Annotated in this window: 19 protein-coding genes; 7 read left to right on the forward strand and 12 right to left on the reverse strand. The window is 48.0% G+C overall.

The window, feature by feature from the left end:
• Positions 1–9: 9 nt before the first annotated feature.
• Positions 10–648, reverse strand: a complete 639-nt coding sequence (locus tag ACLJPE_RS13460; RefSeq protein ID WP_023233292.1) for a putative type IV pilus protein — start codon at positions 646–648, stop codon at positions 10–12.
• A gap of 390 nt (positions 649–1038) precedes the next feature.
• On the opposite strand from ACLJPE_RS13460, the gene ACLJPE_RS13465 reads away from it, so the two are divergent.
• Positions 1039–3084 carry a hypothetical protein gene (locus ACLJPE_RS13465; RefSeq protein WP_023233293.1) on the forward strand — a complete coding sequence of 682 codons (2046 nt, stop codon included), beginning with the start codon at positions 1039–1041 and terminating at the stop codon, positions 3082–3084.
• 240 nt (positions 3085–3324) lie between these two features.
• On the opposite strand, the gene ACLJPE_RS13470 is transcribed toward ACLJPE_RS13465, so the two are convergent.
• The 3 genes from ACLJPE_RS13470 to ACLJPE_RS13480 all read right to left on the reverse strand — a co-directional run bounded on the left by ACLJPE_RS13470 (position 3325) and on the right by ACLJPE_RS13480 (position 6494).
• Complete coding sequence (locus ACLJPE_RS13470; protein WP_000532939.1) at positions 3325–4041, reverse strand: YebC/PmpR family DNA-binding transcriptional regulator; 717 nt, start codon at positions 4039–4041, stop codon at positions 3325–3327.
• A 559-nt stretch (positions 4042–4600) separates the two neighbouring features.
• Positions 4601–6232 (reverse strand): class I SAM-dependent methyltransferase, encoded by a 1632-nt coding sequence (locus ACLJPE_RS13475; protein WP_077910054.1) that lies wholly within the window; start codon positions 6230–6232, stop codon positions 4601–4603.
• Positions 6233–6236: 4 nt separating this feature from the next.
• Positions 6237–6494, reverse strand: a complete 258-nt coding sequence (locus ACLJPE_RS13480; RefSeq protein WP_001054380.1) for a YjhX family toxin — start codon at positions 6492–6494, stop codon at positions 6237–6239.
• 487 nt (positions 6495–6981) lie between these two features.
• On the opposite strand from ACLJPE_RS13480, the gene ACLJPE_RS13485 reads away from it, so the two are divergent.
• From ACLJPE_RS13485 to ACLJPE_RS13495, 3 genes are all read left to right on the forward strand, one after another.
• Positions 6982–7590 (forward strand): DUF1062 domain-containing protein, encoded by a 609-nt coding sequence (locus tag ACLJPE_RS13485; protein WP_000864859.1) that lies wholly within the window; start codon positions 6982–6984, stop codon positions 7588–7590.
• Between the two features lie 351 nt (positions 7591–7941).
• Positions 7942–8853 (forward strand): STM4504/CBY_0614 family protein, encoded by a 912-nt coding sequence (locus ACLJPE_RS13490; protein ID WP_023233295.1) that lies wholly within the window; start codon positions 7942–7944, stop codon positions 8851–8853.
• Between the two features lie 205 nt (positions 8854–9058).
• Positions 9059–9520: a DUF302 domain-containing protein gene (locus tag ACLJPE_RS13495; protein WP_023214698.1), complete on the forward strand. Its 462-nt coding sequence runs from the start codon at positions 9059–9061 to the stop codon at positions 9518–9520.
• On the opposite strand, the gene ACLJPE_RS13500 is transcribed toward ACLJPE_RS13495, so the two are convergent.
• Positions 9517–10191 (reverse strand): dienelactone hydrolase family protein, encoded by a 675-nt coding sequence (locus ACLJPE_RS13500; protein WP_023214699.1) that lies wholly within the window; start codon positions 10189–10191, stop codon positions 9517–9519. The genes ACLJPE_RS13495 and ACLJPE_RS13500 overlap by 4 nt on opposite strands.
• Positions 10192–10540: 349 nt before the next feature.
• Between ACLJPE_RS13500 and uxuR the strand changes: the two genes are divergently transcribed.
• Positions 10541–11314: a Uxu operon transcriptional regulator gene (uxuR, locus tag ACLJPE_RS13505; RefSeq protein ID WP_000841654.1), complete on the forward strand. Its 774-nt coding sequence runs from the start codon at positions 10541–10543 to the stop codon at positions 11312–11314.
• Here uxuR and trpS read toward each other — a convergent pair whose 3' ends face one another.
• Positions 11315–12328 (reverse strand): tryptophan--tRNA ligase, encoded by a 1014-nt coding sequence (trpS, locus tag ACLJPE_RS13510; RefSeq protein WP_001094612.1) that lies wholly within the window; start codon positions 12326–12328, stop codon positions 11315–11317. It lies immediately after the preceding gene.
• A gap of 717 nt (positions 12329–13045) precedes the next feature.
• Here trpS and ACLJPE_RS13515 point away from each other — a divergent pair.
• Together ACLJPE_RS13515 and ACLJPE_RS13520 are read left to right on the forward strand one after the other, a co-directional pair.
• Entirely contained in the window at positions 13046–13576 is a 531-nt protein-coding gene (locus tag ACLJPE_RS13515) for an Hcp family type VI secretion system effector (protein WP_000907671.1), read from the forward strand.
• Between the two features lie 238 nt (positions 13577–13814).
• Complete coding sequence (locus tag ACLJPE_RS13520; RefSeq protein ID WP_000683243.1) at positions 13815–14549, forward strand: aspartate/glutamate racemase family protein; 735 nt, start codon at positions 13815–13817, stop codon at positions 14547–14549.
• 5 nt (positions 14550–14554) lie between these two features.
• On the opposite strand, the gene hypT is transcribed toward ACLJPE_RS13520, so the two are convergent.
• The 6 genes from hypT to ACLJPE_RS13550 all read right to left on the reverse strand — a co-directional run bounded on the left by hypT (position 14555) and on the right by ACLJPE_RS13550 (position 21442).
• Positions 14555–15463: a hypochlorite stress DNA-binding transcriptional regulator HypT gene (gene hypT, locus ACLJPE_RS13525; RefSeq protein ID WP_000383512.1), complete on the reverse strand. Its 909-nt coding sequence runs from the start codon at positions 15461–15463 to the stop codon at positions 14555–14557.
• Between the two features lie 118 nt (positions 15464–15581).
• On the reverse strand, positions 15582–16754 hold the full coding sequence (gene iadA / locus ACLJPE_RS13530; protein ID WP_039513679.1) for a beta-aspartyl-peptidase: 1173 nt from the start codon (positions 16752–16754) through the stop codon (positions 15582–15584).
• A 12-nt stretch (positions 16755–16766) separates the two neighbouring features.
• The gene (locus tag ACLJPE_RS13535) at positions 16767–17228 is read right to left on the reverse strand and encodes a YjiG family protein (protein WP_039513675.1); all 462 of its coding nucleotides are present in this window, start codon (positions 17226–17228) and stop codon (positions 16767–16769) included.
• The gene (locus ACLJPE_RS13540; RefSeq protein ID WP_000068750.1) at positions 17225–17896 is read right to left on the reverse strand and encodes a nucleoside recognition domain-containing protein; all 672 of its coding nucleotides are present in this window, start codon (positions 17894–17896) and stop codon (positions 17225–17227) included. The genes ACLJPE_RS13535 and ACLJPE_RS13540 overlap by 4 nt, the downstream gene beginning before the upstream one ends.
• An 870-nt stretch (positions 17897–18766) precedes the next feature.
• Positions 18767–19951: an MFS transporter gene (locus ACLJPE_RS13545; RefSeq protein WP_015406153.1), complete on the reverse strand. Its 1185-nt coding sequence runs from the start codon at positions 19949–19951 to the stop codon at positions 18767–18769.
• A gap of 219 nt (positions 19952–20170) precedes the next feature.
• Positions 20171–21442 (reverse strand): DUF445 domain-containing protein, encoded by a 1272-nt coding sequence (locus ACLJPE_RS13550; RefSeq protein WP_001033033.1) that lies wholly within the window; start codon positions 21440–21442, stop codon positions 20171–20173.
• Between the last annotated feature and the right edge of the window lie 71 nt (positions 21443–21513).

Raw genomic sequence — 21513 nt, forward strand, 5'->3', positions numbered from 1 at the left:
TCTTCAGCGTCAGCTGGCGTTTGCCGTGACGGAATATGGCCCGGCGCTCATCAATCCGCTCCAGTCGCCAGTCGTGCCACTGTCTTCCCTGCGCAGCCATACCACCTGATGGAGGTAAACAGCATCCGGCGGCACTATCACCGCCAGGCGGATATCACCGCGCTGTAGGGTCCCGGCGAGAAAAAACGGGGCCGTTAATGGCCCCAAAGGGCGGAGAAACACGGGATGACGGTAAGCCACCGTCGGGGGGAGGGAATTGTCACTGGCAAAACAAATTTCGCGACGGTTTTCGTCGGTGGTCATCCGCCATGCCGGGCCCGCCAGGAGTTGCAGGGCGGCCTTCAGGCGCAGCGGACCGGTGTTGTACTGGCTCAGCGGTAACGGGAGGCCATAAAGCTGCGCCCGGCGCGCATCGGCGAGACACAAGGACCAGCCGCTGTCGCGCAGCAGGTACTGCAGCGCTTCCCCGACCGTCGGATGAAAACCAGGCGGAACGGACAGGGTGGTAAGCTGCTCCAGAAGTGGCTGTTGCGGTGACGTGTTGACCAGCAGATAGCGGTCGTAGCGAACGACTTCTGGCGTTGCAGGGGAGGCGGCGGCCACGCCGTTGAAAATAAACAGGAGCAGAGCTGTCAGCAGTCGTTTCATCGCATCCTCCACAGTGCTTTTACAGGAGCGTGCAGGATGGGAGGGGAAGGGACTACCGACAATTGTTTTATGTTTTTTTAAATTAGGTGATTGTTGTTAAAATAGTAAAGTAAATAAGCGAATAATAATAGCTTTAAGATTTGGCTACCTTTCATTTTTTTGTAGAATCATATTGTGTAACTTCCTTATTAAAAATAAATGATTTAGTTTTGAGTTTAATTATATCTTAGTGGGGCAATGTTATTTATATAATTGGTTGGTTTTTTAATTACCTACTGTTGCGGATTTTTTATTTTATGCTCTATAAGGTTTGATATATTCGAGGTAAATCACTTTTTAGCGTGGAGGATTGCTTTAAAATAACCTATAAATATTAGAAGGGTAAAGGTCATGAGTAAGGTTTACGATGTTAATAGAATCATTAATATAGCCAAGGATACCAATGAGTTTTGTTGTTTTTTTTGTGAATATATAAAAAGAAAAGATGTCAATGTTAATATGGCTCTGGATGTTTTAAGAATATCTTCTATTTATTTAAATAGATACTCATTTCAGATCGAGGAAGAATATAATAATACGTTTAAATTATGCGTTAATGGATTGATGAATGTGTTTCCTGAATATATTGATTTAATAACTGAATTTGAACGCCAATGTAAAATAATGCATGATGTCAATAACGCTTTCTTTAAGTCTGCGAAATGTAATAATATTTGGCGTAAAGATATTAAGAGAACACACTCATTAACACTTAATCTTATCCTGTTTTGTGAAATGTTTTTATCTTCACTATCATCACTAATAACGGTAAAAGATATAAACAAAGTAAAGAAAAATTTCCCCTTGTTTATTATCTCTGAAAATATAGATATTAATGCTGAACCTGATATTGAGTATTTCAGAACGTTGAATAGAGCATTTGATGAGGTGGCGACTTATTCTGGGAGAATATTCTCTCATTTACGTACTAATGAACCCTTAAAATTAAATTGTCGTATAGATAAAGAAACTCTGCTTTCAATGAGAAAATATCTTGATGAATGGAATGTTTTTGACTCATTAAGTAGGGTAAGTGACTTTTTTAGATTGAGTAATGCGGAATTTACTAAAAAAGATAATGATACATATTCTCTTGATGTCGATGGTTCTTGTTTATATCAGGACTATGAAATTGCCCGAAATAGATTGATGATGAGAGAATCTAATTTATATAGTGAGATGCACACTTCAAGCAAAAAAGGTCTTAAATTAAGGCAATGGGCTAAGAACCGTATGCCTTCTTATTTAAATCCTGAAGGTATTTATAGCTCACATCATTTAAGTGAGTTAGAAAATATGTCACCTGACGATCTACATGAAGAATATGGTAATGTATCACTATATAATTGGGTACATGCTTATCAATGTTTAGTTGAGTTATCCAAAGAAGAGTTGAGGAAAAGATTTTCCTCCAAAAAACCTATACCATTACAGGTAGACAGATGGCTGATAATAAAGAGTCGTGAAAATTGGTTATCTTTTTTTAAACGGAAAGGTATGGCGGAGGATGTGGCGAAAAAAGTTATTGGTTATTTTACTTTTAATTCAAAGTCACATGATCTTAATGATTGTCCATTCATTCCCTGTGTAGATGGATTATGCTTAATGCCAGCATTAATAGCACATAGTTCTGCTACACGTTCTTTAATGTCGTTATTTGGATCAAAAAAAATCTCTCAGGCAGGTAAGGGGCGATTCCATGAACAGCAATTTTTAAGACAGGTTCGTGCAGCTGGGATTAAAGCATCTCCCATTGAAACACATGCTAATTTTCAGTGTGATTGCGTAATGCTTATTGATGATCATTTGATTTTTACAGAGCTTAAATCAAATGGGCAGCCGATTTATTATGGCAAGTATTATCAACAATTGTGTAATATTATTGGAGATAGTTCATTAATTTATGATGGTAATAATAAATTATTGCGGTCTTATATTGAACAAATCGACAGAATTTCAACACACTATCTTAACCATCTTGATATCATTATTAATGAGTTCAATCTCCCGGTAGATTGGCAACCGAAAGGTGTTCATAAAATTATTGTCACAACAACTATGCTTGGAGGGAAATATCATTCCGATAATGTGTTTGTTGTCGATAAATATTCGTTATCTAGTTTTCTTCAACGTGTGCCAGGGGTGATTTTCCAAAATAATGAAGAAGGAGATAGAATAAAAAATATTATTGATGGTTATGAGCATTGCACAGGGGAGATAACAATTGAAAAATTTCTTAACTATCTTTATTGTTTGCCTAGTGTAAGCGCAGTGCGTAAAAACATTAAAAAATTAACCTATAGTGTTCGGTTTGATGAAACACTCATTTATCATCCTTATTATGATTCTTGGGCTTTTGGTCCATATATTCGTAAAGAAGATGAGCGGATTAACTAGTTTATATAGTTACAAATTAAGCATTATTTGTAACTGAAAAAATGGCGCCCGGTTACGGGCGCAAAATCAGTTCAGTAAGGAAATCTTTCCCCCATCAGCTTCAGCATAGCGGCGATGGGGATGTAAATAGACCCATTTTAGTTCCAGGCATTTTTTGAGATCCCGGCCAGAGAGACTTTTTTTTAACAGCTTTATAAATTAAACAAATCTGCCATAGAGACAGATTTGTTTAATTTATAATTAGAGGTTTGCAACGTTATGATATACTTTTTGCACATCATCATCATCTTCAAGGGCATCAACAAGTCCTTCAAAGATTTCTAAATCTTCTGGTGAAAGTTCAACTTCTGATTGAGCAATCATTTCTAATTCTGTTGTTGAAAATTCAGTAATTCCAGCTGCTTTTAGCGCTGCGATTCCTTTATGCAGGTCTGTAGCTTCAGTATAAATAACGATGTTTCCTTCTTCTTCGGTTACATCACGAACATCAACTTCAGCATCAAGCAAAATTTCGAAAATATGGTCAGGGTCTGTTCCTTTAAATACAATCACTCCAGTATTGTCAAACATATAGCTGACAGCACCTGCCGCTCCGATATTCCCGCCTTTTTTATTGAAAATTGTGCGGATATTAGCAATCGTACGGTTAACATTAGACGTCAACGTTTCAGCGATAACCATTGAACCATTGGGTCCAAAGCCTTCATAACGCCCTTGTACGAACGTTTCATCTCCGCCACCTTTGGCTTTATCAATAGCTTTATCAATAACATGTTTTGGAACCTGTGCTTGTTTCGCACGTTCAATAACGAATTTTAAAGCTGAGTTTGATTCCGGGTCTGGTTCACCTTGTTTAGCCGCAGCATAGATTTCTACACCAAATTTTGCATATACTTTGGACGTTGCACCGTCTTTAGCCGTTTTTTTAGCAACAATATTTGCCCATTTACGTCCCACTGGAAACATCTCCTCAAAGAATTATTTACATTAATGGCAGGTTAATAACCTGCATGTTTTTCTGCCGCATTATATCATAATATATAAATTCTCGTCTATGAGAAATAAAAACATCCGGCTTTTACGGGGGATTACTTTGATTTTAACAATAGCTAATATGGTGGATAAGTCATTTTATAATTTTCTTCTGGTTCTTTTTTTATTCTTAATAATTGAATTGCAGCAATAACGTCTTATTGATGGTGGTTTCGCTCATCAGGTGAGGTGGAACGCTTGCACGTCTTACGACATATTGTGGCAGAAACTTAATGGCGAAATTAAGAGCCTATCCCATTAGGGCTATTTTACTTGCCATTTTGGACCTGGGCAGTGCTCAAAATCCTCACGTACTACGTGTACGCTCCGGTTTTTGCGCGCTGTCCGTGTCCAAACTGGCTGCGCCAATAACGCCTGGTGGGATAGTCTCTAAGACGATATATTCCCGCCTTGAGCCGCGTTAATTTGTTGAATACTTTTAAATGGAGGTATACCTCTTGTAGGCTATACCTCCTGCTTCACGTTATCGCGCGATTAACGCAAATACGCCCCAGCCAAAGTATTCTCGCGTCCAGGTGACGTGACGTTTGGGGGCTACCGTCAGTTCTGTTCGAACCTCTTGCGCAAACTCATCGTCAGGGTTTTCCTCCAGCCAGCGGCGCATGGTCATCCACTTCGCGGCTTCATATCTGTCCCAGCCTTGCGGGTCCGCCAGCACCATTTCCACTACGTCATAGCCGAGTTGGTCGAAAAAGGCGACCAGCTCGGGCAGGGGACGAAAATCGGCGACGGATGAGACGCCACAGGCGTGGGCGATCTCTTCCGTTGAGGGGATCTGACGCCAGTACGGTTCACCGATGAGAATGATCCCGCCAGGTTTGAGGCTTTTGGCCAGAAGATCTATTGTCCCCGCGACACCGCCCGCAATCCAGGTAGCGCCTACGCAGGCCGCCACGTCATATTTTTCCTCGTCGATATAACCGGCCGCGTCGTTATGAATAAAATGTACGTATTCACTGACGCCGAGCTCTTCTGCACGTTGTTTTGCCTGTGTGGTGAAGAGCGGGCTTATATCAATGCCAGTACCTGTAACACCGTAATCGCGAGCCCAGGTGCAGAGCATCTCACCCGAACCGCTACCGAGATCGAGAATCCGCGTGCCTGGTTTCATGCGTAACGCATGGCCCAGCGTGGCGTACTTTTCCGCTGTAAACGGATTATGGATACGGTGTTCGCTTTCGCTAATGGTAAAAATACGTGGGATATCCATTGGGTTATTCCTTTTACTGAGGGCAATACCCTCAGAAGTGGTTGCTTTTTCAGCCAGCAGCGCAAACAGCTTACCTGCAAAAGTCTCGCCGACCGGCCAGGTGTGGCTGTCCGGGCGCTGCAACACAGTGAAGCCAGCATCACCAAGCAGGCTGATATATTCATCATCGCGCCAGGCCTTCATTTGACTGCCGAAACGGGTGGTACAGCCGTTTTCCGCTATCGCCCAGAACTGCGTTGAGCTGGTTTGGGCCTCTTCATCCCAGGCATTTTCCGTTAACAGCAGATGGGGCACGGCAAGAAACAGGCCGTGCGGACAACGCTGCCAGCCTGGCTGCTCCATGCCCTGGCGTTTAACTTCATCGAAGGTATGCACTTCAACAAGCAGTTTGCCGTCCGGTTTCAACCACTGCGCGCAATGACTGATGAGGCTTTGCGCATCCGCAGCGCTGAAGACATTCAGTTCCCCAAACGTCATCATAATGAAATCAAAAGGTTCCGTGGGGTGGTATGTACGAATATCCTGCTGAATGTAGTCAATATTCAGGTTTGCGGCTTGCGCCTGCTGGCGAGCCCATGTGATGGATGCCGGAGAGAAATCTACGCCTGTGCAGTGAAACCCACGCTCCGCTAACAGGCGGGTATAAAAACCGGGTCCACAGCCGAGATCCAGAATGCGGGCGCCAGCGGGTAACTGACGGGTAATCCATGTTACCTGTTGCTCAATCACGGTTAGCCGGCGGCTGGCCCAGTCGTGGTCCTGCGACAGATGATTTTCCAGCATGCGTTGGCTGAAGGCTGGCTCGTCCCAGGGGATTTTGCCTTCATCGGGTAATAGCCGAATGCGATGCGTTGCAAAAATAACGGCGCTGATATCCATCATCATCTCCTTAGCGATTGTCAGGCTGGGCGCGAACGTTGTTCAGCCCGGTTGTATTAATGCGGTAGGGCTGACCATTAACGGATTTGATCAGCTTTTTGGTTTTGAGTTTTTTGAATACAGCGAGCGTGCAATCGGCAAGCAACAGCCCTTCGCGGCTATAGCATTCAACGGCGGTGACGCGGCCTGACGCATCGCGGATGTGCGTAATGCGTCCGCCTTTGGCGAGAACGTGTAAGGTACGTTGTTCCTGACGGGATAAATTCATACTGAAGAACCTGTTTAATCATCATAGGCAAAACGTGCAAACACACTGCGGTGTCCGCATTCGATTTCGGCGCATTGATAATCAGTCCGGCCTGAAAAGGTCGGGGAACTGATTATCGGATGATGACATTCTCCAGCATCAAAGCCTCGGGTTGAGTTGAAAGGTATTTACGTCGTGAATGATAACACCTGTTTTCTGTAAGTGAATAACCGGGAGTGAAAAGTGTGATCTCAAAGGGAGGATCATGCGTTTAGTAAGTCAGTTGAATAGATACCGCCGCTACCATAATGAATATTGATTAAACTCATATACCCGATAATGGCCGCTTTGATAGTCTCGACGTATCTTTTTAGCCATTGACAGGGTTGTTGCGTTGGAAATCTTTTTTTAACCCACTGAAAAATATCACTTAAATATTTTTCATGCATAAACATTTATGGTCCGCTGAGTTCGGATCCGGTTTTGTATGGGTTAAAAAAGGTACGTTATGAAAGTCATATGGACTGTCACTCCTGTGGGGTATCAGCGCATAGCGAAACGTTGCCCTTCATGCAGCGTAAAACGGGATTTCACGCCTTCTGGGGCATTTCGGGTTAATTCGCAAAAGAAGGTACTCGATGTCTGGAGTATCTATAAATGCACACACTGCGATTACACCTGGAATATCTCCCTGTTCTCGCGCCTGCCAGTCAGCAAAATTAACCGCGATCTTTATTGCCGACTGATGGCGAATGATGCTGCCACGGTGCAATATTTTGCTTATGACAACGCGATCCTGAAGCGAAACAATGCTGAATTATCGGGGCAGCCTGATTTTCACATTCAGGAACGGTGGCTGGTCAGTATCGCCTCCCACAAGCAGGTCAGTGTTAGCGTCAGGATTTCCCGTTCTTTTCAGGTCAGCCTGCTGTCGATTTTGAAGAGGCAACTCCTGTTAAGCACAGCCGAAATCAAGAGACGGATTGAAACAGGGCAAATAAGTGGCGTCACGATGAAAATGCTTAAATCGCGAAAACTGAAAAATGCGAAATATGACTTGCAGCTCTCTGTTGAAACACTGTATGACCGGCGAAGAATTGTTCTGACCCGTCGATAAAAACAATAAGCTCACCTTACGTTTAAGTGTGCTGGTATGGCAGTGACGTAACGGAATGAAAGCAGGGCTAAGGGACAGGTGAGCTTTAGTTGAATAACCCTTGTCTGTGGCATTCAGTGAAGACTGAATGCCATGGATAATCCAGATTTTCGCACCAGTGATGATCAGCAGAATGACAAAGGGCGATGGGTTATAATTAACTGTAGAGTAAATAAATATTCACGCAACACCATTAAAAAATAAGAAAAAATGTCTCACTGTTGAGCTGATATTAATACCTGAATCACTGAATTAGAGTAATGTGAAGCTATCCATAGCGTAATCTGTTCTGTTGCGGTTAAAGGGGGAGGAATGCACACCTTTAGACCATACTCACTAAGGCATAGCGATCTGTTATATGAAGATATTCCGTTAGAAATACGCGAGCAAATAATATTATTGATTATCAATACGCTAGGAAATTGCTCCTCTTTTTATGATATGACATTATACTGCTATCATAATAGTCATTCTGATGAAGTTTATCGAAGAATATGTAAAACGTTGCGCAAAGAGTATGGCTTATTCACCTTATATGCGCATTCAACGTCATATCTGGATGAAATGAGTAATCTGTTATTAAAAACAGATGATAAAAGAAAGCATATTGATACCATTGAACTTGCTTTTAACTATATAGATACCTACCTTCGGACCTATGAAGTTACGCTTGGGTTAGAACCGGATAAGGCGATTAGTGAATTAAATAATCTATTTCATGAGCATGGTTTAAAATATCGATATGAAAATGGTAGAATTGTAAGGTTGCGCAGAATAAAACGGCTTAAAAACATATGTTATTATTTGTACTCCCCTGGAGAGTATGGCTTTGTCGAATATGATCTTATGGAAGCGTATAATCGCCTGATGCTTAATGATTTTGCCTGTGTCGTAAAGGAATGTCATGCAGCCTTCAGAAGCGTTCTTCTCAGAATTCATGAGAGAAAAGGTATCGTGTATCATGAACAAGATAGTTTAAATACACTAATGGCTAATCTTATGGCGCGAGGCGTTATATCTGCTGAATATACACATAAATTTCATTTTTTAAGTAACGTGCTGGAGTCAGAAATATTTCTGCCGATGGCGCCAGAAAAATCGCATCATCACTACGCAATGATGCTCCGTATCTCTGAAGAGTTGGCCTGTAGTATCTATTATCTTACTGAGCGGAGTATATTTTTTCTTACCCAGCGGGCTGAAGAAGATGGTGTCTCGCCATAATAATGATCGCGCTGTCGCTCAGTCAGACTGCATCATCTTCATTTAAATTTGTTCAGACGTCGGAATTTTTTGTTCTGCCGTCTGCTTTTTTTAGTGATGAGCTGTTCAGTGCAATAATAAGGGGTACAGTACGATGACTGATTTTTAAACTGCATATCATCTGTGTCGCATTTACTCATGGGTATTGGGTCAGGGAGAGAGAAGAATGAGTACTATTTTAAAGCCTTTTTTATTGGCGGTAACCCTGATGTTAATCTTAATAAGGCCTGGCTTTGCAATAGAGGATGGAGCGATAACCATGGTTAAAACCTACAGCGCTTATGACTATTTGCAGACCCGAGCGCGGTTGATGCACGCTGTCGCCGATCACGGTCTGGTGTTATTTGGGGAATTTGATCATGCCAGAGCGGCACAGAATGTTAACCTGAAAATGCCGCCGACAACGGTTCTGGTCTTTGGCAATCCTAAAGGCGGAACGCCTCTCATGCTGGCGCATCCCGAACTGGCGCTGGATTTACCATTTCGGGTGCTCATTAGCCAGCAAGCCGATGGGCGAACGTTAGTCAGTTATCATCCCGCTGAAACGCTGCAACGTTATGGTCTTGATGCCGCAGACATACAGGCTTTGAAAAAACTGGAACAGCTCGTTGAAAAAAGTCTCCACTAAAGCTGAAAAGCGGGCGATGTGTTTGCACAGGTGATGTCGCGAATAAATGCGCTCACATCGTCCATTACCTGATGCGATAAGGCGGCATCGAAGGTGGCGCTATCAGCATCACAGAACCCGTGCCGCGCATCGTACATTTTACACTGCACCCGGGGTCGCTTTTCCAGCGCCTGTCGCATGGCGAGGGGATCAAACGCCGGCTCATAACGCGCGATAATAACCAGTGCCGGACAGAGAGGCGCAAGATGAAGGTACTGGCGTATACGGGAACCGTAATAGCAAATGACGCCATCGCATAACCCACTGGCTGCACTTAGCCATGCGAGCGTTGCGCCGACGCTATATCCTACAACGATTAACGTCTCATACTGCGTTCTGAGATCGTGGAGTAACGTGGTAATGACGGCGGGATCAAAGCCGACATTTGCTGAAAAGTGACGGTAAGCCTCCTCCTGCTGTTCATAGCGAAAGGGGGTATGGTGAGGAAACAGCGCGGGAATATAGATGTCGAATCCGCGCGTCATCCATTCATGGCCTGCGCGTTGGATATGAGCGTTAATACCATAAATTTCATGCAGAATAATCGCTGCCCGGCGATGGCGGCTCGACAGACTGGAGGCGTTGCTTTCCCCGGATACGCCTGGGGCGAAAAACACGGTGTCTTTTATCATAACGCGTTCTTGATACAAAGAGAGCGGCTGTATTTTCGCCGATCACGCTATGTCAGAGGCGTTGTTCCTGTCAATGTACAGACACATTTTATGGCCTGATTTTTGGTTGATAAATTTTATATTGGTAAACCAATATGCTGTTCATATTCAGGCATCAGGGCTAAAGGTGGAACATCAGTCGTGTATTGTCTATTGCCTTTCCTTTCATCTGGCCTCATTAGCGAAACGGGGCGCATTATTATTTTGTTGGTTGACCAGTTTCGCGTTTTTGGTGTGCTACGCGTGCTATCCCTCTTTACAAATGCTATAGTCTGATACCGGGAAATCGCATCGGACGGGCACGACCAATATGAAATCAAACACTTCTCAGCAAAGACCTTACCAGGAAGTGGGCGCAATGATACGGGATCTGATTGTTCAGACGCCGTACCGCCCCGGGGAGCGCTTGCCGCCGGAAAGAGAGATCGCTGAGAGGCTCAATGTGACGCGTACCGTCGTGCGTGAAGCGCTGATCATGCTGGAAATTAAAGGTCTGGTTGAAGTCCGCCGCGGCGCCGGGATCTACGTGCTCGACAGCGCGGATAATAACGAGATGGAAGGCGCTGACGTCAATCACTGTAATGACGCCGGGCCGTTTGAACTGTTACAGGCGCGTCAGTTGCTGGAAAGCAATATCGCTGAATTTGCCGCTCTGCAGGCCACCCGCGAAGACATCATTAAAATGCGCCAGGCGTTACAACTGGAAGAGCGAGAGCTCGCCTCCAGCGCGCCGGGCGGCTCAGAAAGCGGCGATATGCAGTTTCATCTGGCCATTGCCGAAGCGACCCATAACAGTATGTTGGTAGAGCTCTTCCGCCAGTCCTGGCAATGGCGTGAAAATAATCCGATGTGGCTCCAGCTTCATAGCCATCTGGGCGATACGCTTTACCGTAAGGAGTGGCTGGTTGATCATAAACAGATCCTCGCGGCGTTAATTAAGAAAGACGCCCGCGCAGCGAAGCTGGCGATGTGGCAGCACCTGGAAAACGTGAAGCAGCGTCTGCTGGAGTTTTCCAATGTTGATGACATCTACTTTGATGGCTATCTGTTTGAGTCATGGCCGCTGGACAACGTTGATGCCTGATTATACCTGGAATAGCGTGGGCAGACCCAGTCCACGTTTTACTTCCTGTAGCGTCTTTTGAGTGACCTCATGCGCCCGCTCGCTACCTTTTTTCAGCAATTCCATTAGCATTCCCTTATCCGCAATAAAGGTTGCCCGCCGTTCGCGTATTGGCGCGATCAGTTCTTGCAGGCAGGTCTCCAGCTCATTTTTACAGACACGATCGCCTAATCCGCCTTGTTGATAATGTACTTTCATCGCCGCGACTTTGGCTTTATCCGGATGGAACGCATCCAGCCACGTAAAGACGACGTTACCTTCTATTTTTCCCGGATCGCTAATTTTTAAATGATTGGGATCGGTGTACATCGCGCTGACCGCACGGTGGATGGTCTCTTCGCTGGCGGAAAGAAGCAGGGTATTGCCGAGCGATTTCGACATCTTGGCGCTGCCGTCAATGCCGGGCAGACGGCCCGTATCGCTCAGGAGCGCCTGACAGGGTCGCAATACCGGCGAGGAGAAAAGACTATTCATCTTATGAACGATCTCATTCGTTTGCTCAATCATGGGCAATTGGTCGTCGCCAACCGGTACCATTTCGGCCTTAAAGGCGGTGATATCTGCCGCCTGGCTAATGGGATATGCCATGAACCCGACCGGCAGGGAACGGGTAAAGCCTTTTTGGGCAATCTCATTTTTTACCGTAGGATTACGCTCGACTCGGGCGACGGTAACAATATTCATATACAGCACCGTTAATTCAGCGAGGGCGGGTAACGCGGATTGCAGGCAGATCGTCGTCAGCGCGGGATCGATGCCGACGGCCAGATAGTCAGCTAACACTTGCGGAATATTATCGCGGATTTTTTGCGGATTACTGCCGTTATCGGTGAGTCCCTGCAGGTCGGCAATCAGGACATACTGTTGGTGATCCTGCTGTAGCGCGACGCGCTGGCGCAGTGAACCGACATAATGGCCGAGGTGCAACGAGCCGGTGGGGCGATCGCCAGTCAGAATGATAGGAAGGGTGTTCATTAAGGACTCCTTTATGCTTACTGTAAAGCCGAAAGACGTCCCGAAACACAGTAGCCGCCTTTCGGCGGCTACTTAAAGAGGGATAGTGATCCGTGCCGCCTTCAGGAAGGCAGCCACCAGCGGAGATGACGTTGCGTAGCGTTGGATCGTTTCGTGTTCATGTGATCTAACGTATCACGACTAAACGTAAGGGTAAAGCGGCTGGCGTGTCGTCCGGGCATAAAGTCATATCGCCTGAACAGAGAACATGTTACTGACTTTGAAACGCGATTTTATAATTTGCTGTCCAAAAATACGTGGCGCTGAAAGGCGCATTTTTGATGCAAATCATTTATTACTGTGATAACACTGCGCGCGATAAAAACATTAAATATATTCACATAGTAAATATGTTCTATTGGAATGGTTGTTTTCTATATGACAAAAGTCTAAAAAACCCATTGATGTGAAAAGGAATAAGAATTGTCTATATTCCGATTCTGTGTAATTAAGTAATTTCTCGGATAAAAATAAGAAATGATATTGATATTTCTTTTTTGATATGGTTCTTATAGCGGCTATGGTTATTCAGGAAACGATGCTTGAATGCCAGGCGTAATAGATTTCAGGTCAGTAGCGCTATTGTAAAATGGATTGTTGATGGCAGAAGGTATTTAGCAAGAATCCAGTTATAGCAGATTGTCGGTATTTAATCTGGTATACAGAGACACCAACGAAATGGCTGGAAAATGGAACGTTCTTTCATTGTTGGCGTTCCGTCCTTGTCAGCCTGCTTTGCCGCATGATAATCACGGAGGGGGGATGGACGCCATCTATTTAAAACTGGACGGTATTGAAGGCGAAAGCCGGATCAAAGGTTTTGAAAACCAAATAAAACTTATTGCTTACAACCACAACCCGACGAAACGGGAGTCCGGCGAAGCGAGAGGGACATATATTGGAGGATTGACGCTGACAAAGCCTGTCGATCTTGCTACGCCTGGCCTCTATGAGCACTATTGTAACGGGAAAACGGTGAAAGAAGGCGTGCTGACATTATGCCGTCGTGATAAGGGCGCAATGCTGCCATTTATTATTTATACGCTCACCAATGTGCGGATTTCACGCATGAGCAATCATGGCGACGCCGAAGGCAGCGCCACGGAGACCGTGGATTTGGTTTATAGCCATATTCGCTGGGATATTCCCGCATTAGCGTCGAAAAGCAAAACACGGCGGCCCCTTCACCGACAGGCGCTGTGGCGATGAGGATAAAACAAGCGTGCGGACTCGCAGTGGGCGATGCTGTATAGCGAAATGGCATTTAGTGGCTTGCGAAGGTCGAAGAGCGCTTATGTAACCAATCGATTGCCTGAAAAGGCGATAACGCGTGGCCCTTACACCCGTTATGATTTTTACGCATAGCCGCTAATAAAACGGCATTTTTTATATACACATCAAGTTGATAGTGTGTTTCTGACCTTGACGTAAATAAGCGGGAAAAGCGATGAAACACACCATTGGGATACTGGGGGGGATGGGACCTGCGGCAACGGCGGATATGTTGGAAAAATTTGTTGAATTACGACATGCCAGTTGTGATCAACAACATATCCCGCTCATTGTCAGCTCTATCCCTGATATTCCCGATCGTACAGCATGTCTGTTATCCGGCGGGCCTTCACCATTCCGTTATCTGGAGCGTTATCTGCATATGCTGGAAGACGCCGGGGCGGAGTGTATCGTTATCCCATGCAACACTGCGCATTATTGGTTTGATGATTTACAGAACGTCGCGAAAGCGCGAATGATCAGCATTCTGGACGCTACCCTGGGGGATATTCCGCCATCGGCGCGGCACGTTGGTCTGCTGGCGACCAATGCGACGCTGGCGACCGGGTTATATCAAAAGAAAGCTCTGGCGCGGGGGCTGACGTTAATTCAGCCAGAAGACGCGGGGCAGGCGTTGGTAATGCAGGCTATTTATACGCTTAAACGTGGCGATAAAACTGCGGCGCAAGCGCTGCTGCTGCCGCAAATCGATAGCCTTATTGCCCGTGGCGCGCAGGCAATTATTATGGGGTGTACCGAAATTCCGCTTATTGTGGCCGGACATGAACGCGCGATAGCGTGCCCGATGATTGATTCCACAGCGTCGCTGGTGCGCGCGGCGATTCGTTGGTATGAGTCCTGGCCGGACACCCGCGCCTCTTTGACCGGGGAACAACGCCTTACCGCCTGATGTGTTTACAGTGCGGCCTGAAGCCCACGCAGGTCGCGCCAAAATGTTTCGGCTACCTGACTCATGCGGGTATTCATGCGATAAGCATAAGCCTGGATCGGGATAACCAGTTCGTCGACATCAAGCACGATCAGGCGCCCGTCAGTAATCTCCTGACGGATAGCATACTCGGGCAACCAGGCGATTCCGCAGCCGTCCATCGCAACCTGTTTTAACAATTCACTCATCGAAGAGACGAAAAATGTACTGAAACTCAGTTCAGCATGGCGAGTCAGGGTACGATTTATCAGCCGGCCCATATAGGAGTTCTGACTGTAATTAAGCAGGGGAAAGTGCGGCTGCTCAAGCGTATAGCGCGGCTCGCCCCGGCCATTGTTGGCGCAAACCGGAAACAGTCTCGACTCAAACAGGCGGATGTTATCAAACGGCGCTTGTTGCAGGTTTTCATCGTGATAAGAAAAGATAAAATCGCTTTGCCCCTCACGTAACATATCCACCGCCTGGTCGACATCTATCGCCTCAACGGCGTAGGTAAACTGCGTCGGCATCTGCTTAACGATGGTCGGCAACAGGCCGAGGGAGAGCGAGTGGGCGGCGGCAATCTTGATTTTACGCAGCGTATAATCGCTGCCGCCGCGCAGTTCGGTCAGATTGCTTTCCAGCTGCTGTAACAGGTGGCGAACCTGGGAGTGAAAGATTTTACCCTGTTCGGAAAGCTGTAGCGGCGAGACCTGTCGGTTAAACAGTTCAACGCCCACGGCATGTTCCAGGGCGCGAATCCGCCGGCTAAAAGCGGGTTGCGATACGTTGCGGATAATGGCGGCCTGAGAGAAATTGCGGCACTTTTCCAGCGTCAGAAAATCATACAGCCATTTTGTCTCAATATTGTGCAAACCTGCTCCAGTTACATCCATTTACCGTTATCCTGTCAGCCGCCCGAAAGGGCATTCTACGTCCATTCGGGCGGCTGACAACCGCTTATCCCGTCCTCTTTCAGAATGCCGTGATGGGGCAGCCTGAAACTAGCGGGAATTACGCCGGTTCAAAGGTACCTTTTACGCAGGCTTTCCCCTCATTGACCATGCGTTTGCCGCGCGCATACACCTGCTCAATGCGTAAATCTGCGCTAAAGACGAGCAGATCCGCATCGTTACCGGGACGGATTTCGCCTTTGCCGTCCAGACTGAGGAAGGCGGCTACGCTGGTCGTCAGCGGACGCAGAGCATCGGTCAGGCTGAATCCGTAGTGGTTAACCAGCGTCTGCAACGTCTCCAGCAAACTTTCGAAGCCCGCGACGCCGATGCCCGTCAGATTTCCGGCAGCGTCAAATAGCGGCTGGCTGCCGTTGCCGTCTGAACTGAGCGTCACCCGGGAAAGCGGGACGCCGGCTTTTATCGCTCTGGCAATGCCCTCCGCCGGCGCGACGGGATCCGGGATACTGGTGGTAATGTCGATCACGCCGCCTTTAAGCGCAAACGCCAGTGCCTGCTCGAAAAGAGATTCGCTACGGTTGACGTGGGTAGGCAGCAGTTTACCGATCGGCACGTCGCTGTTTTCCAGGATGTCATACAGCGGCTGTAACCCTTTTTTGCTGCTGCCCATATGAAAAACGCTGACACCGGGTTTGCCGCCCAGCAGGCCGCCAACGCGTGATTCGGCGGCCATGCTGGCGAGTTGATTCCCGCCGGGCGCGGCGGAACGGTGGTCGGAGACTGCGCATTTCACGCCAATGACGCGATCGATCAGCGCGACGTCTTTTTCTACCGAGCCAGTAATGGTCGGCGACGGAACGTGATAAGCGCCCGTGAGCATCCAGGCGGTGATCCCCTCCTCATTTAGCGCTCGCGTTTTGGCTAACAGCGACGCGGGATGACGGCTGACGGAGTCGGTGCCAAGCAGGCCGACGACCGTTGTTATCCCGGCTTCCGTCAGGCGGCTCAGGGAGACTTCCGGCGTCCGCGTCGTCGGCCCCGCTTCGCCGCCGCCGCCGATCAGATGAACGTGTTGGTCGATAAAGCCCGGGCACAGCATACGACCGCTAAGATTAATCACCGCACAGTCCGGTACGATATCGCCGGGGATGTCAGCGCCGACGGCAATAATTTTGCCATTCGCGAGCAGAACATCACAGATGCCCCGGTCTTCTGGCGCAAACAGGTGCGCGCCCTGTAACAAGGTAAACTCCGCGGCGGATAAATCAGGCATGATAACTCCTTATTAAACAATAAGCTGCATGACCCAGATCGACAGCAGCGCATTGATGGCGCAGACTGCGATAATATGCGGGTAATATTTGGCGTTGACTTCGGCAGTACCGAGACAGCGGCCGACATTCTGTACCGGGTTTCCCATCAGGTAAATGGCTGGCAGTAGTACGGTAACATCGTGGCCGCTTAGCGCGCCGGCGGTAGCCAGACTGGCCGCCACGCCAACGGCGCCGCCCATACTCATCAGCGAAGCCAGAAGTACCGTAGCCGCTTCGCCGGGAAGCCCCCACAACGCCATCACGGGCTGGCAGATATGGCCTACCCAGTCGAGCAGACCGGTAATTTTCAGCGCCTGAATAATGACAAATGCCATGACGACATTGGGTAACAGGTTGGTCGTGACGATGGTAAAACCGCGGCGTGCGCCATCGATAAACATATCCATGACATTCTTACGTACCTGAGTCGTCATGATTGGGCTCCTTGCGCAGGGTGACGGCGTTCTTCGATGTTAATCCAGATGCGCAAAAGGTTTGCGCCGATAAATTTGAATAGCAGAATGACCACCAGCGGAATGATGACTGACGTTCCCAGAAAGGCGAATACCGCAACGCCGGAGGAGAAATAGTTGGTGATAATAGCGCTGCCGCTGGTCTGCCAGGCGGCAAAAATCACTTTATCGCGTTCGGTGATTTCGCCTTCCTGCGCCAGCTCTTTGGTCATACCCGCCGCGGCGTCGGTATTTTGCAGGTTGGCGATCAGCGCCAGTGAGCAAATGCCGGGAATGCCAAGCAATGGTTTCAGGATGGGCGTCATCAGTTGCTGTGCCGCCCGCAGACCACCCAGTCCATCCGTAATCGCGATGATACCCAGAGAAAGGATAACCGACGGTGCCAGCTCCAGCGCAAAAAGGAAGCCATCTTTCGCGCCCGTTCCGCCCGCGCCGCGAAAGGTCTGCGTACCGGTCACATGACCGAATGACCCGTTGAGTACGGTAAAATCAAAAACGCGCCACCAGCCTTCGCTTCCGGAAAATACGCCGGAAAAGAAAATAATGGTGAGAAAAAACGCCAGGTATCCCTTTATCCCGACCTTTTCTGTATCAAGCGGCATGGCCGCCCCGTCCACTTGTTGCGCCATAGCGATCCCCGAATTTTTTTGATGATGTGTTGGTTGTAGCCACAGGCCAAAAAGCCCGAAACAGAAAGACCTTATCAGCCATAAGGGTAAGGACAAAATGCAAGTATGTATCGTGCTATGCGTTTCTTGCATAGCAGCGCGAAAAATCACCATCTTCGCTACTGCCGGAGGCGCGGGGAACCGTGGACGGTATAACGCGAGGTAAAAAAGCAAAGAAACAGGTGTTGACGAAGACCGGAGCCGGGAGCAGGAAAAAGAGGAAATAAATTTGACGTTAGTCAATTTCACGCCACTTAATTATCGTTGTTAAAAAATAGGGTTTTTTAACCTAAATTTTACTTTTTACTGTAATTTTTCACGCCTTAAGAGGAATTGTCACGGTCAGGTCAGTAGCCGCTGATGGGTCAGTTTGCGCCCTAAGAATCCTACGGGCAGGTAATAAAAAACGAATCATCTAATTAATTTCATGATGTGATTTATTTATAATTGTGATGATTTGAAAGGGCGCGATAATCATCATAATGGGATATATAGCCAAAATAATTCGAGTTGCTTAAAGGCGGCAAGGGAGTGAGTCCCCAGGAGCATAGATAACGATGTGACTGGGGTGAGCAACGGCCCGTCAGGGCGAGGCCTATGGATGGGCCGGGTAATCCGTAGCCAATACATAAGCCACTTGAAGTATGAAGGGTATATAAAATAATAGGCAGATTGATAACACCAAAAACCATAAAATAAACATGGTTTTTAGTGTCATTTTTAACTTGAAATAACGTGTTGAGGATGTGCTATTAAAAACAGATCCGCATTGCGCCGCGAATAGCGTTAAAGATACAACCCGGTGCGGAGAGCGCGAGTTTACTCTACCGCTTATTCACGTATCACAAACCGTTTTTGTTTTATCTGCTGCGCGGCGCTGATCAGCGCGGCAAAAAAGAGCGCCGCGGCGCCGCAAAGCGTGGCGTTGATAATTGCCGACGCGCCATTGCCTGACAGACTGGCGGCGAGCGGACCGAGAATTTGCCCAATACCATACGTTAGCGTCACCAGGCCTAGCAAATTAATATTACCCGGCGCGCTGAGCTGTCGGGCAAGCGGCATCACCAGCGAGGTTGTGCCCATAAACGTGGCGCCAAAACCAATACTGCTCAGTATTAACAGCAACAACGAGTCGCTGGCGAGAGACAGCAGCACGCAGGCGCTCTGGATCAACAGGTTCGCGGTCAGGCATGGCAGGACGCCCCAATGTTTTGCCGCCCACAGCCAGCCGAAGCAGCCGGGAATGATCGCCAGGCCGACCAACGACCAAAGGTGCGCCGTGAGTAGCGGAGAGCCCGCGCTTTTCGCCATCAGCGGCAAATAGGTGGCGACAATGATGTAGCCGAATCCGGCGAAACCGTACAACAGCGCCAGTTGCCACCAGGGCATAGGCTGATTTTCGATTCTTGCTAAGGGCGCAGGCGGCAGCGCATGAGCGCGGGGGGGAATCAACATTGCTACGATTAATAGCAATATACCGGCGAGCGCTCCGGCCCCCAGCCATAGCGAATGGGCCGAAAGCGCATAATGTAAACCGCCAATGACATATTCGTTGCCCAGTGCAATCCCGGCCCCGACGCCGGAAAAGAGCGCGGCGATCACAAACGGATGGCGGGTATGATGCAACACAATCATTGATCCAAAAATCATCATTCCCGCGCTCGCGACACCTGCCAGGAAGCGCACCAACATGACGATTGCGGGTTGGGTAAATATCGCCATAGACAGAATAAGAATACCGGTGGCGACCGCCGAAGCCAGCAGCATGGGGCGTAGACGAGAGGGGAGATGAAAGAGGCCAAAGGAAAACAGTAAGCTTCCCGCCAGGTATCCTGCATAATTGGCGCTGGCAATCCAGGAGAGCTGATTAAACGTTAGCTGCTTTTCCGCCAGCATTACCGGCAGCATGGGCGTATACAGAAAGCGGCCAACTCCCATCCCCAGCGTCAATACCATCATACCGAAAAGCGCCGTAAAAATGGGATGGCGAGGTGAAGCGCTCTGAGCATGAACCATGGTTTTTCTCTTTGCTAAAGTAAGGCAGGAATGCCGGATTGTTGTTGTAAATGATAATAAAAAGTAAAATTAATGTTTCAAATTTGCAAGAAAAGAAAGTGAAGCGCAGGCGAATAACGGATTGAGAAGAGGGGCATCGGTGGGAAATGACATTAAATTAATGCCTCCCACGTGCGGGGTTTGGCAGTTAATCTGAACGAGAATTGCGCCTTCCCCTTCTTAGATACTGAGCAGTGCCGGTATTTGCGACAGTAAATATAACACCAGACCAATAGCGCCGCCGACCAGCGTGCCGTTCACGCGGATAAACTGCAAATCTTTACCGATATTAAGCTCAATCTGCTGCGACATATCGCGCGCATCCCAGCCTTTTACGGTATCGCTGATGTGGCGCGTCAGGAAGGCGGCGAATTCCGGCGCGACCCGGTGCGCGGCCTGTTCCAGATGACCGTTAAGCGAGGCGCGTAATGCGTCGTCGGCGATCAGCGTCTCGCCAAACCATTGTCCGGCATGAGCGATGCGCTGCTTTACCTTCGAGTCTTCGGCGTTGATATCTGTTTTTAACCACTGACGTAGATCCGCCCAGATCTCGCCGAGATAACGGTTAAACGCCTCATCTTCCTTCAGGTAACTTTTAATGTTTTCTGCCCGGGCAGCCATTTCCGGATCATGTTTAAGTTTATCGATCAGCTTATACGTCGCGCGATCGAAGGCATGACGAATCTGATGCGCGCGGTCGTGACTGATATCATCCAGCAGAGAATTTACCGCGTCGGAGACCAGTTCAGCGCTGTGTTCTCCCAGCCATTCGGTCGGCAGAATCTTCGCTTTTAACGGATGCTCGGTCTCCAGCCAGCGTATGATCTGTCTGGCGATAAATGTTCGGGAACTGTCACGCTGTAACAGGGCGATAAGCTGGGCGATCAGCGTATCGAGTAACACTTGGTGACGATCGTTTTTGGTCATGCTTTCCAGCATCAGGGCGCTGGTGCCGGAAAGATCCACTTTATCAATCGCTTTATGTACCGCTCGCTTGAGCAGCCGCTGAATACGGGCGTCATCGGTCAGTTCCAGAAAGCCGCTCATAATTTGCAGCAGATGCTGCCCGACCCGGCTGGCGTTGTCCGGCTGGCTGAACCAGTTTCCGATAAGCAGCGCGGGTTCATGGCGGCGGATTAGCGCGATCAGCGACTGCGTATCAAGGAACTTCTCCTGCACAAATTGCCCAAGATTTTCGCCGATTCGGTCTTTATTACGGGGAATAATCGCCGTATGTCGTGAAATAAACGGAATGGGAATGCGGCGAAATAGTGCCACCACGGCAAACCAGTCCGCCAGCGCGCCAACCATCGCCGCTTCGGCAATAGCTTTTACGCCCAGCACCCAGAAACTGGGCGGCAGGAAAAGCGTGGTTACAAACGTCGCGGCGGCTATCAGCAACAGTGAGAGCGCCAGGCGTTTGGCGCGTTTGAGTTCGGCGATTTTATTCATAGGGTTAAGGATAGAGCCAGACGGCAGGAACGTGCAAAAAACATCAGGTTATCCTGTGCCGGATAAGCCTC

This window comes from Salmonella sp. SAL04196, assembly GCF_046550835.1.
In the GTDB taxonomy this organism is placed as follows: Bacteria; Pseudomonadota; Gammaproteobacteria; order Enterobacterales; family Enterobacteriaceae; genus Salmonella; species Salmonella enterica.

Bases quoted from the DNA above. Each gene is read 5' to 3' on its own strand.
- ACLJPE_RS13475 (WP_077910054.1), bottom strand. From the start codon at position 6,232: ATGATGATGGATATCAGCGCCGTTATTTTTGCAACGCATCGCATTCGG.
- ACLJPE_RS13465 (WP_023233293.1), top strand. From the start codon at position 1,039: ATGAGTAAGGTTTACGATGTTAATAGAATCATTAATATAGCCAAGGAT.
- ACLJPE_RS13480 (WP_001054380.1), bottom strand. From the start codon at position 6,494: ATGAATTTATCCCGTCAGGAACAACGTACCTTACACGTTCTCGCCAAA.
- ACLJPE_RS13485 (WP_000864859.1), top strand. From the start codon at position 6,982: ATGAAAGTCATATGGACTGTCACTCCTGTGGGGTATCAGCGCATAGCG.
- ACLJPE_RS13500 (WP_023214699.1), bottom strand. From the start codon at position 10,191: ATGATAAAAGACACCGTGTTTTTCGCCCCAGGCGTATCCGGGGAAAGC.
- uxuR (WP_000841654.1), top strand. From the start codon at position 10,541: ATGAAATCAAACACTTCTCAGCAAAGACCTTACCAGGAAGTGGGCGCA.
- trpS (WP_001094612.1), bottom strand. From the start codon at position 12,328: ATGAACACCCTTCCTATCATTCTGACTGGCGATCGCCCCACCGGCTCG.
- ACLJPE_RS13460 (WP_023233292.1), bottom strand. From the start codon at position 648: ATGAAACGACTGCTGACAGCTCTGCTCCTGTTTATTTTCAACGGCGTG.
- ACLJPE_RS13495 (WP_023214698.1), top strand. From the start codon at position 9,059: ATGAGTACTATTTTAAAGCCTTTTTTATTGGCGGTAACCCTGATGTTA.
- ACLJPE_RS13520 (WP_000683243.1), top strand. From the start codon at position 13,815: ATGAAACACACCATTGGGATACTGGGGGGGATGGGACCTGCGGCAACG.
- ACLJPE_RS13540 (WP_000068750.1), bottom strand. From the start codon at position 17,896: ATGGCGCAACAAGTGGACGGGGCGGCCATGCCGCTTGATACAGAAAAG.
- ACLJPE_RS13545 (WP_015406153.1), bottom strand. From the start codon at position 19,951: ATGGTTCATGCTCAGAGCGCTTCACCTCGCCATCCCATTTTTACGGCG.
- ACLJPE_RS13535 (WP_039513675.1), bottom strand. From the start codon at position 17,228: ATGACGACTCAGGTACGTAAGAATGTCATGGATATGTTTATCGATGGC.
- ACLJPE_RS13515 (WP_000907671.1), top strand. From the start codon at position 13,046: ATGGCTGGAAAATGGAACGTTCTTTCATTGTTGGCGTTCCGTCCTTGT.
- ACLJPE_RS13550 (WP_001033033.1), bottom strand. From the start codon at position 21,442: ATGAATAAAATCGCCGAACTCAAACGCGCCAAACGCCTGGCGCTCTCA.
- hypT (WP_000383512.1), bottom strand. From the start codon at position 15,463: ATGGATGTAACTGGAGCAGGTTTGCACAATATTGAGACAAAATGGCTG.
- ACLJPE_RS13490 (WP_023233295.1), top strand. From the start codon at position 7,942: ATGCACACCTTTAGACCATACTCACTAAGGCATAGCGATCTGTTATAT.
- iadA (WP_039513679.1), bottom strand. From the start codon at position 16,754: ATGCCTGATTTATCCGCCGCGGAGTTTACCTTGTTACAGGGCGCGCAC.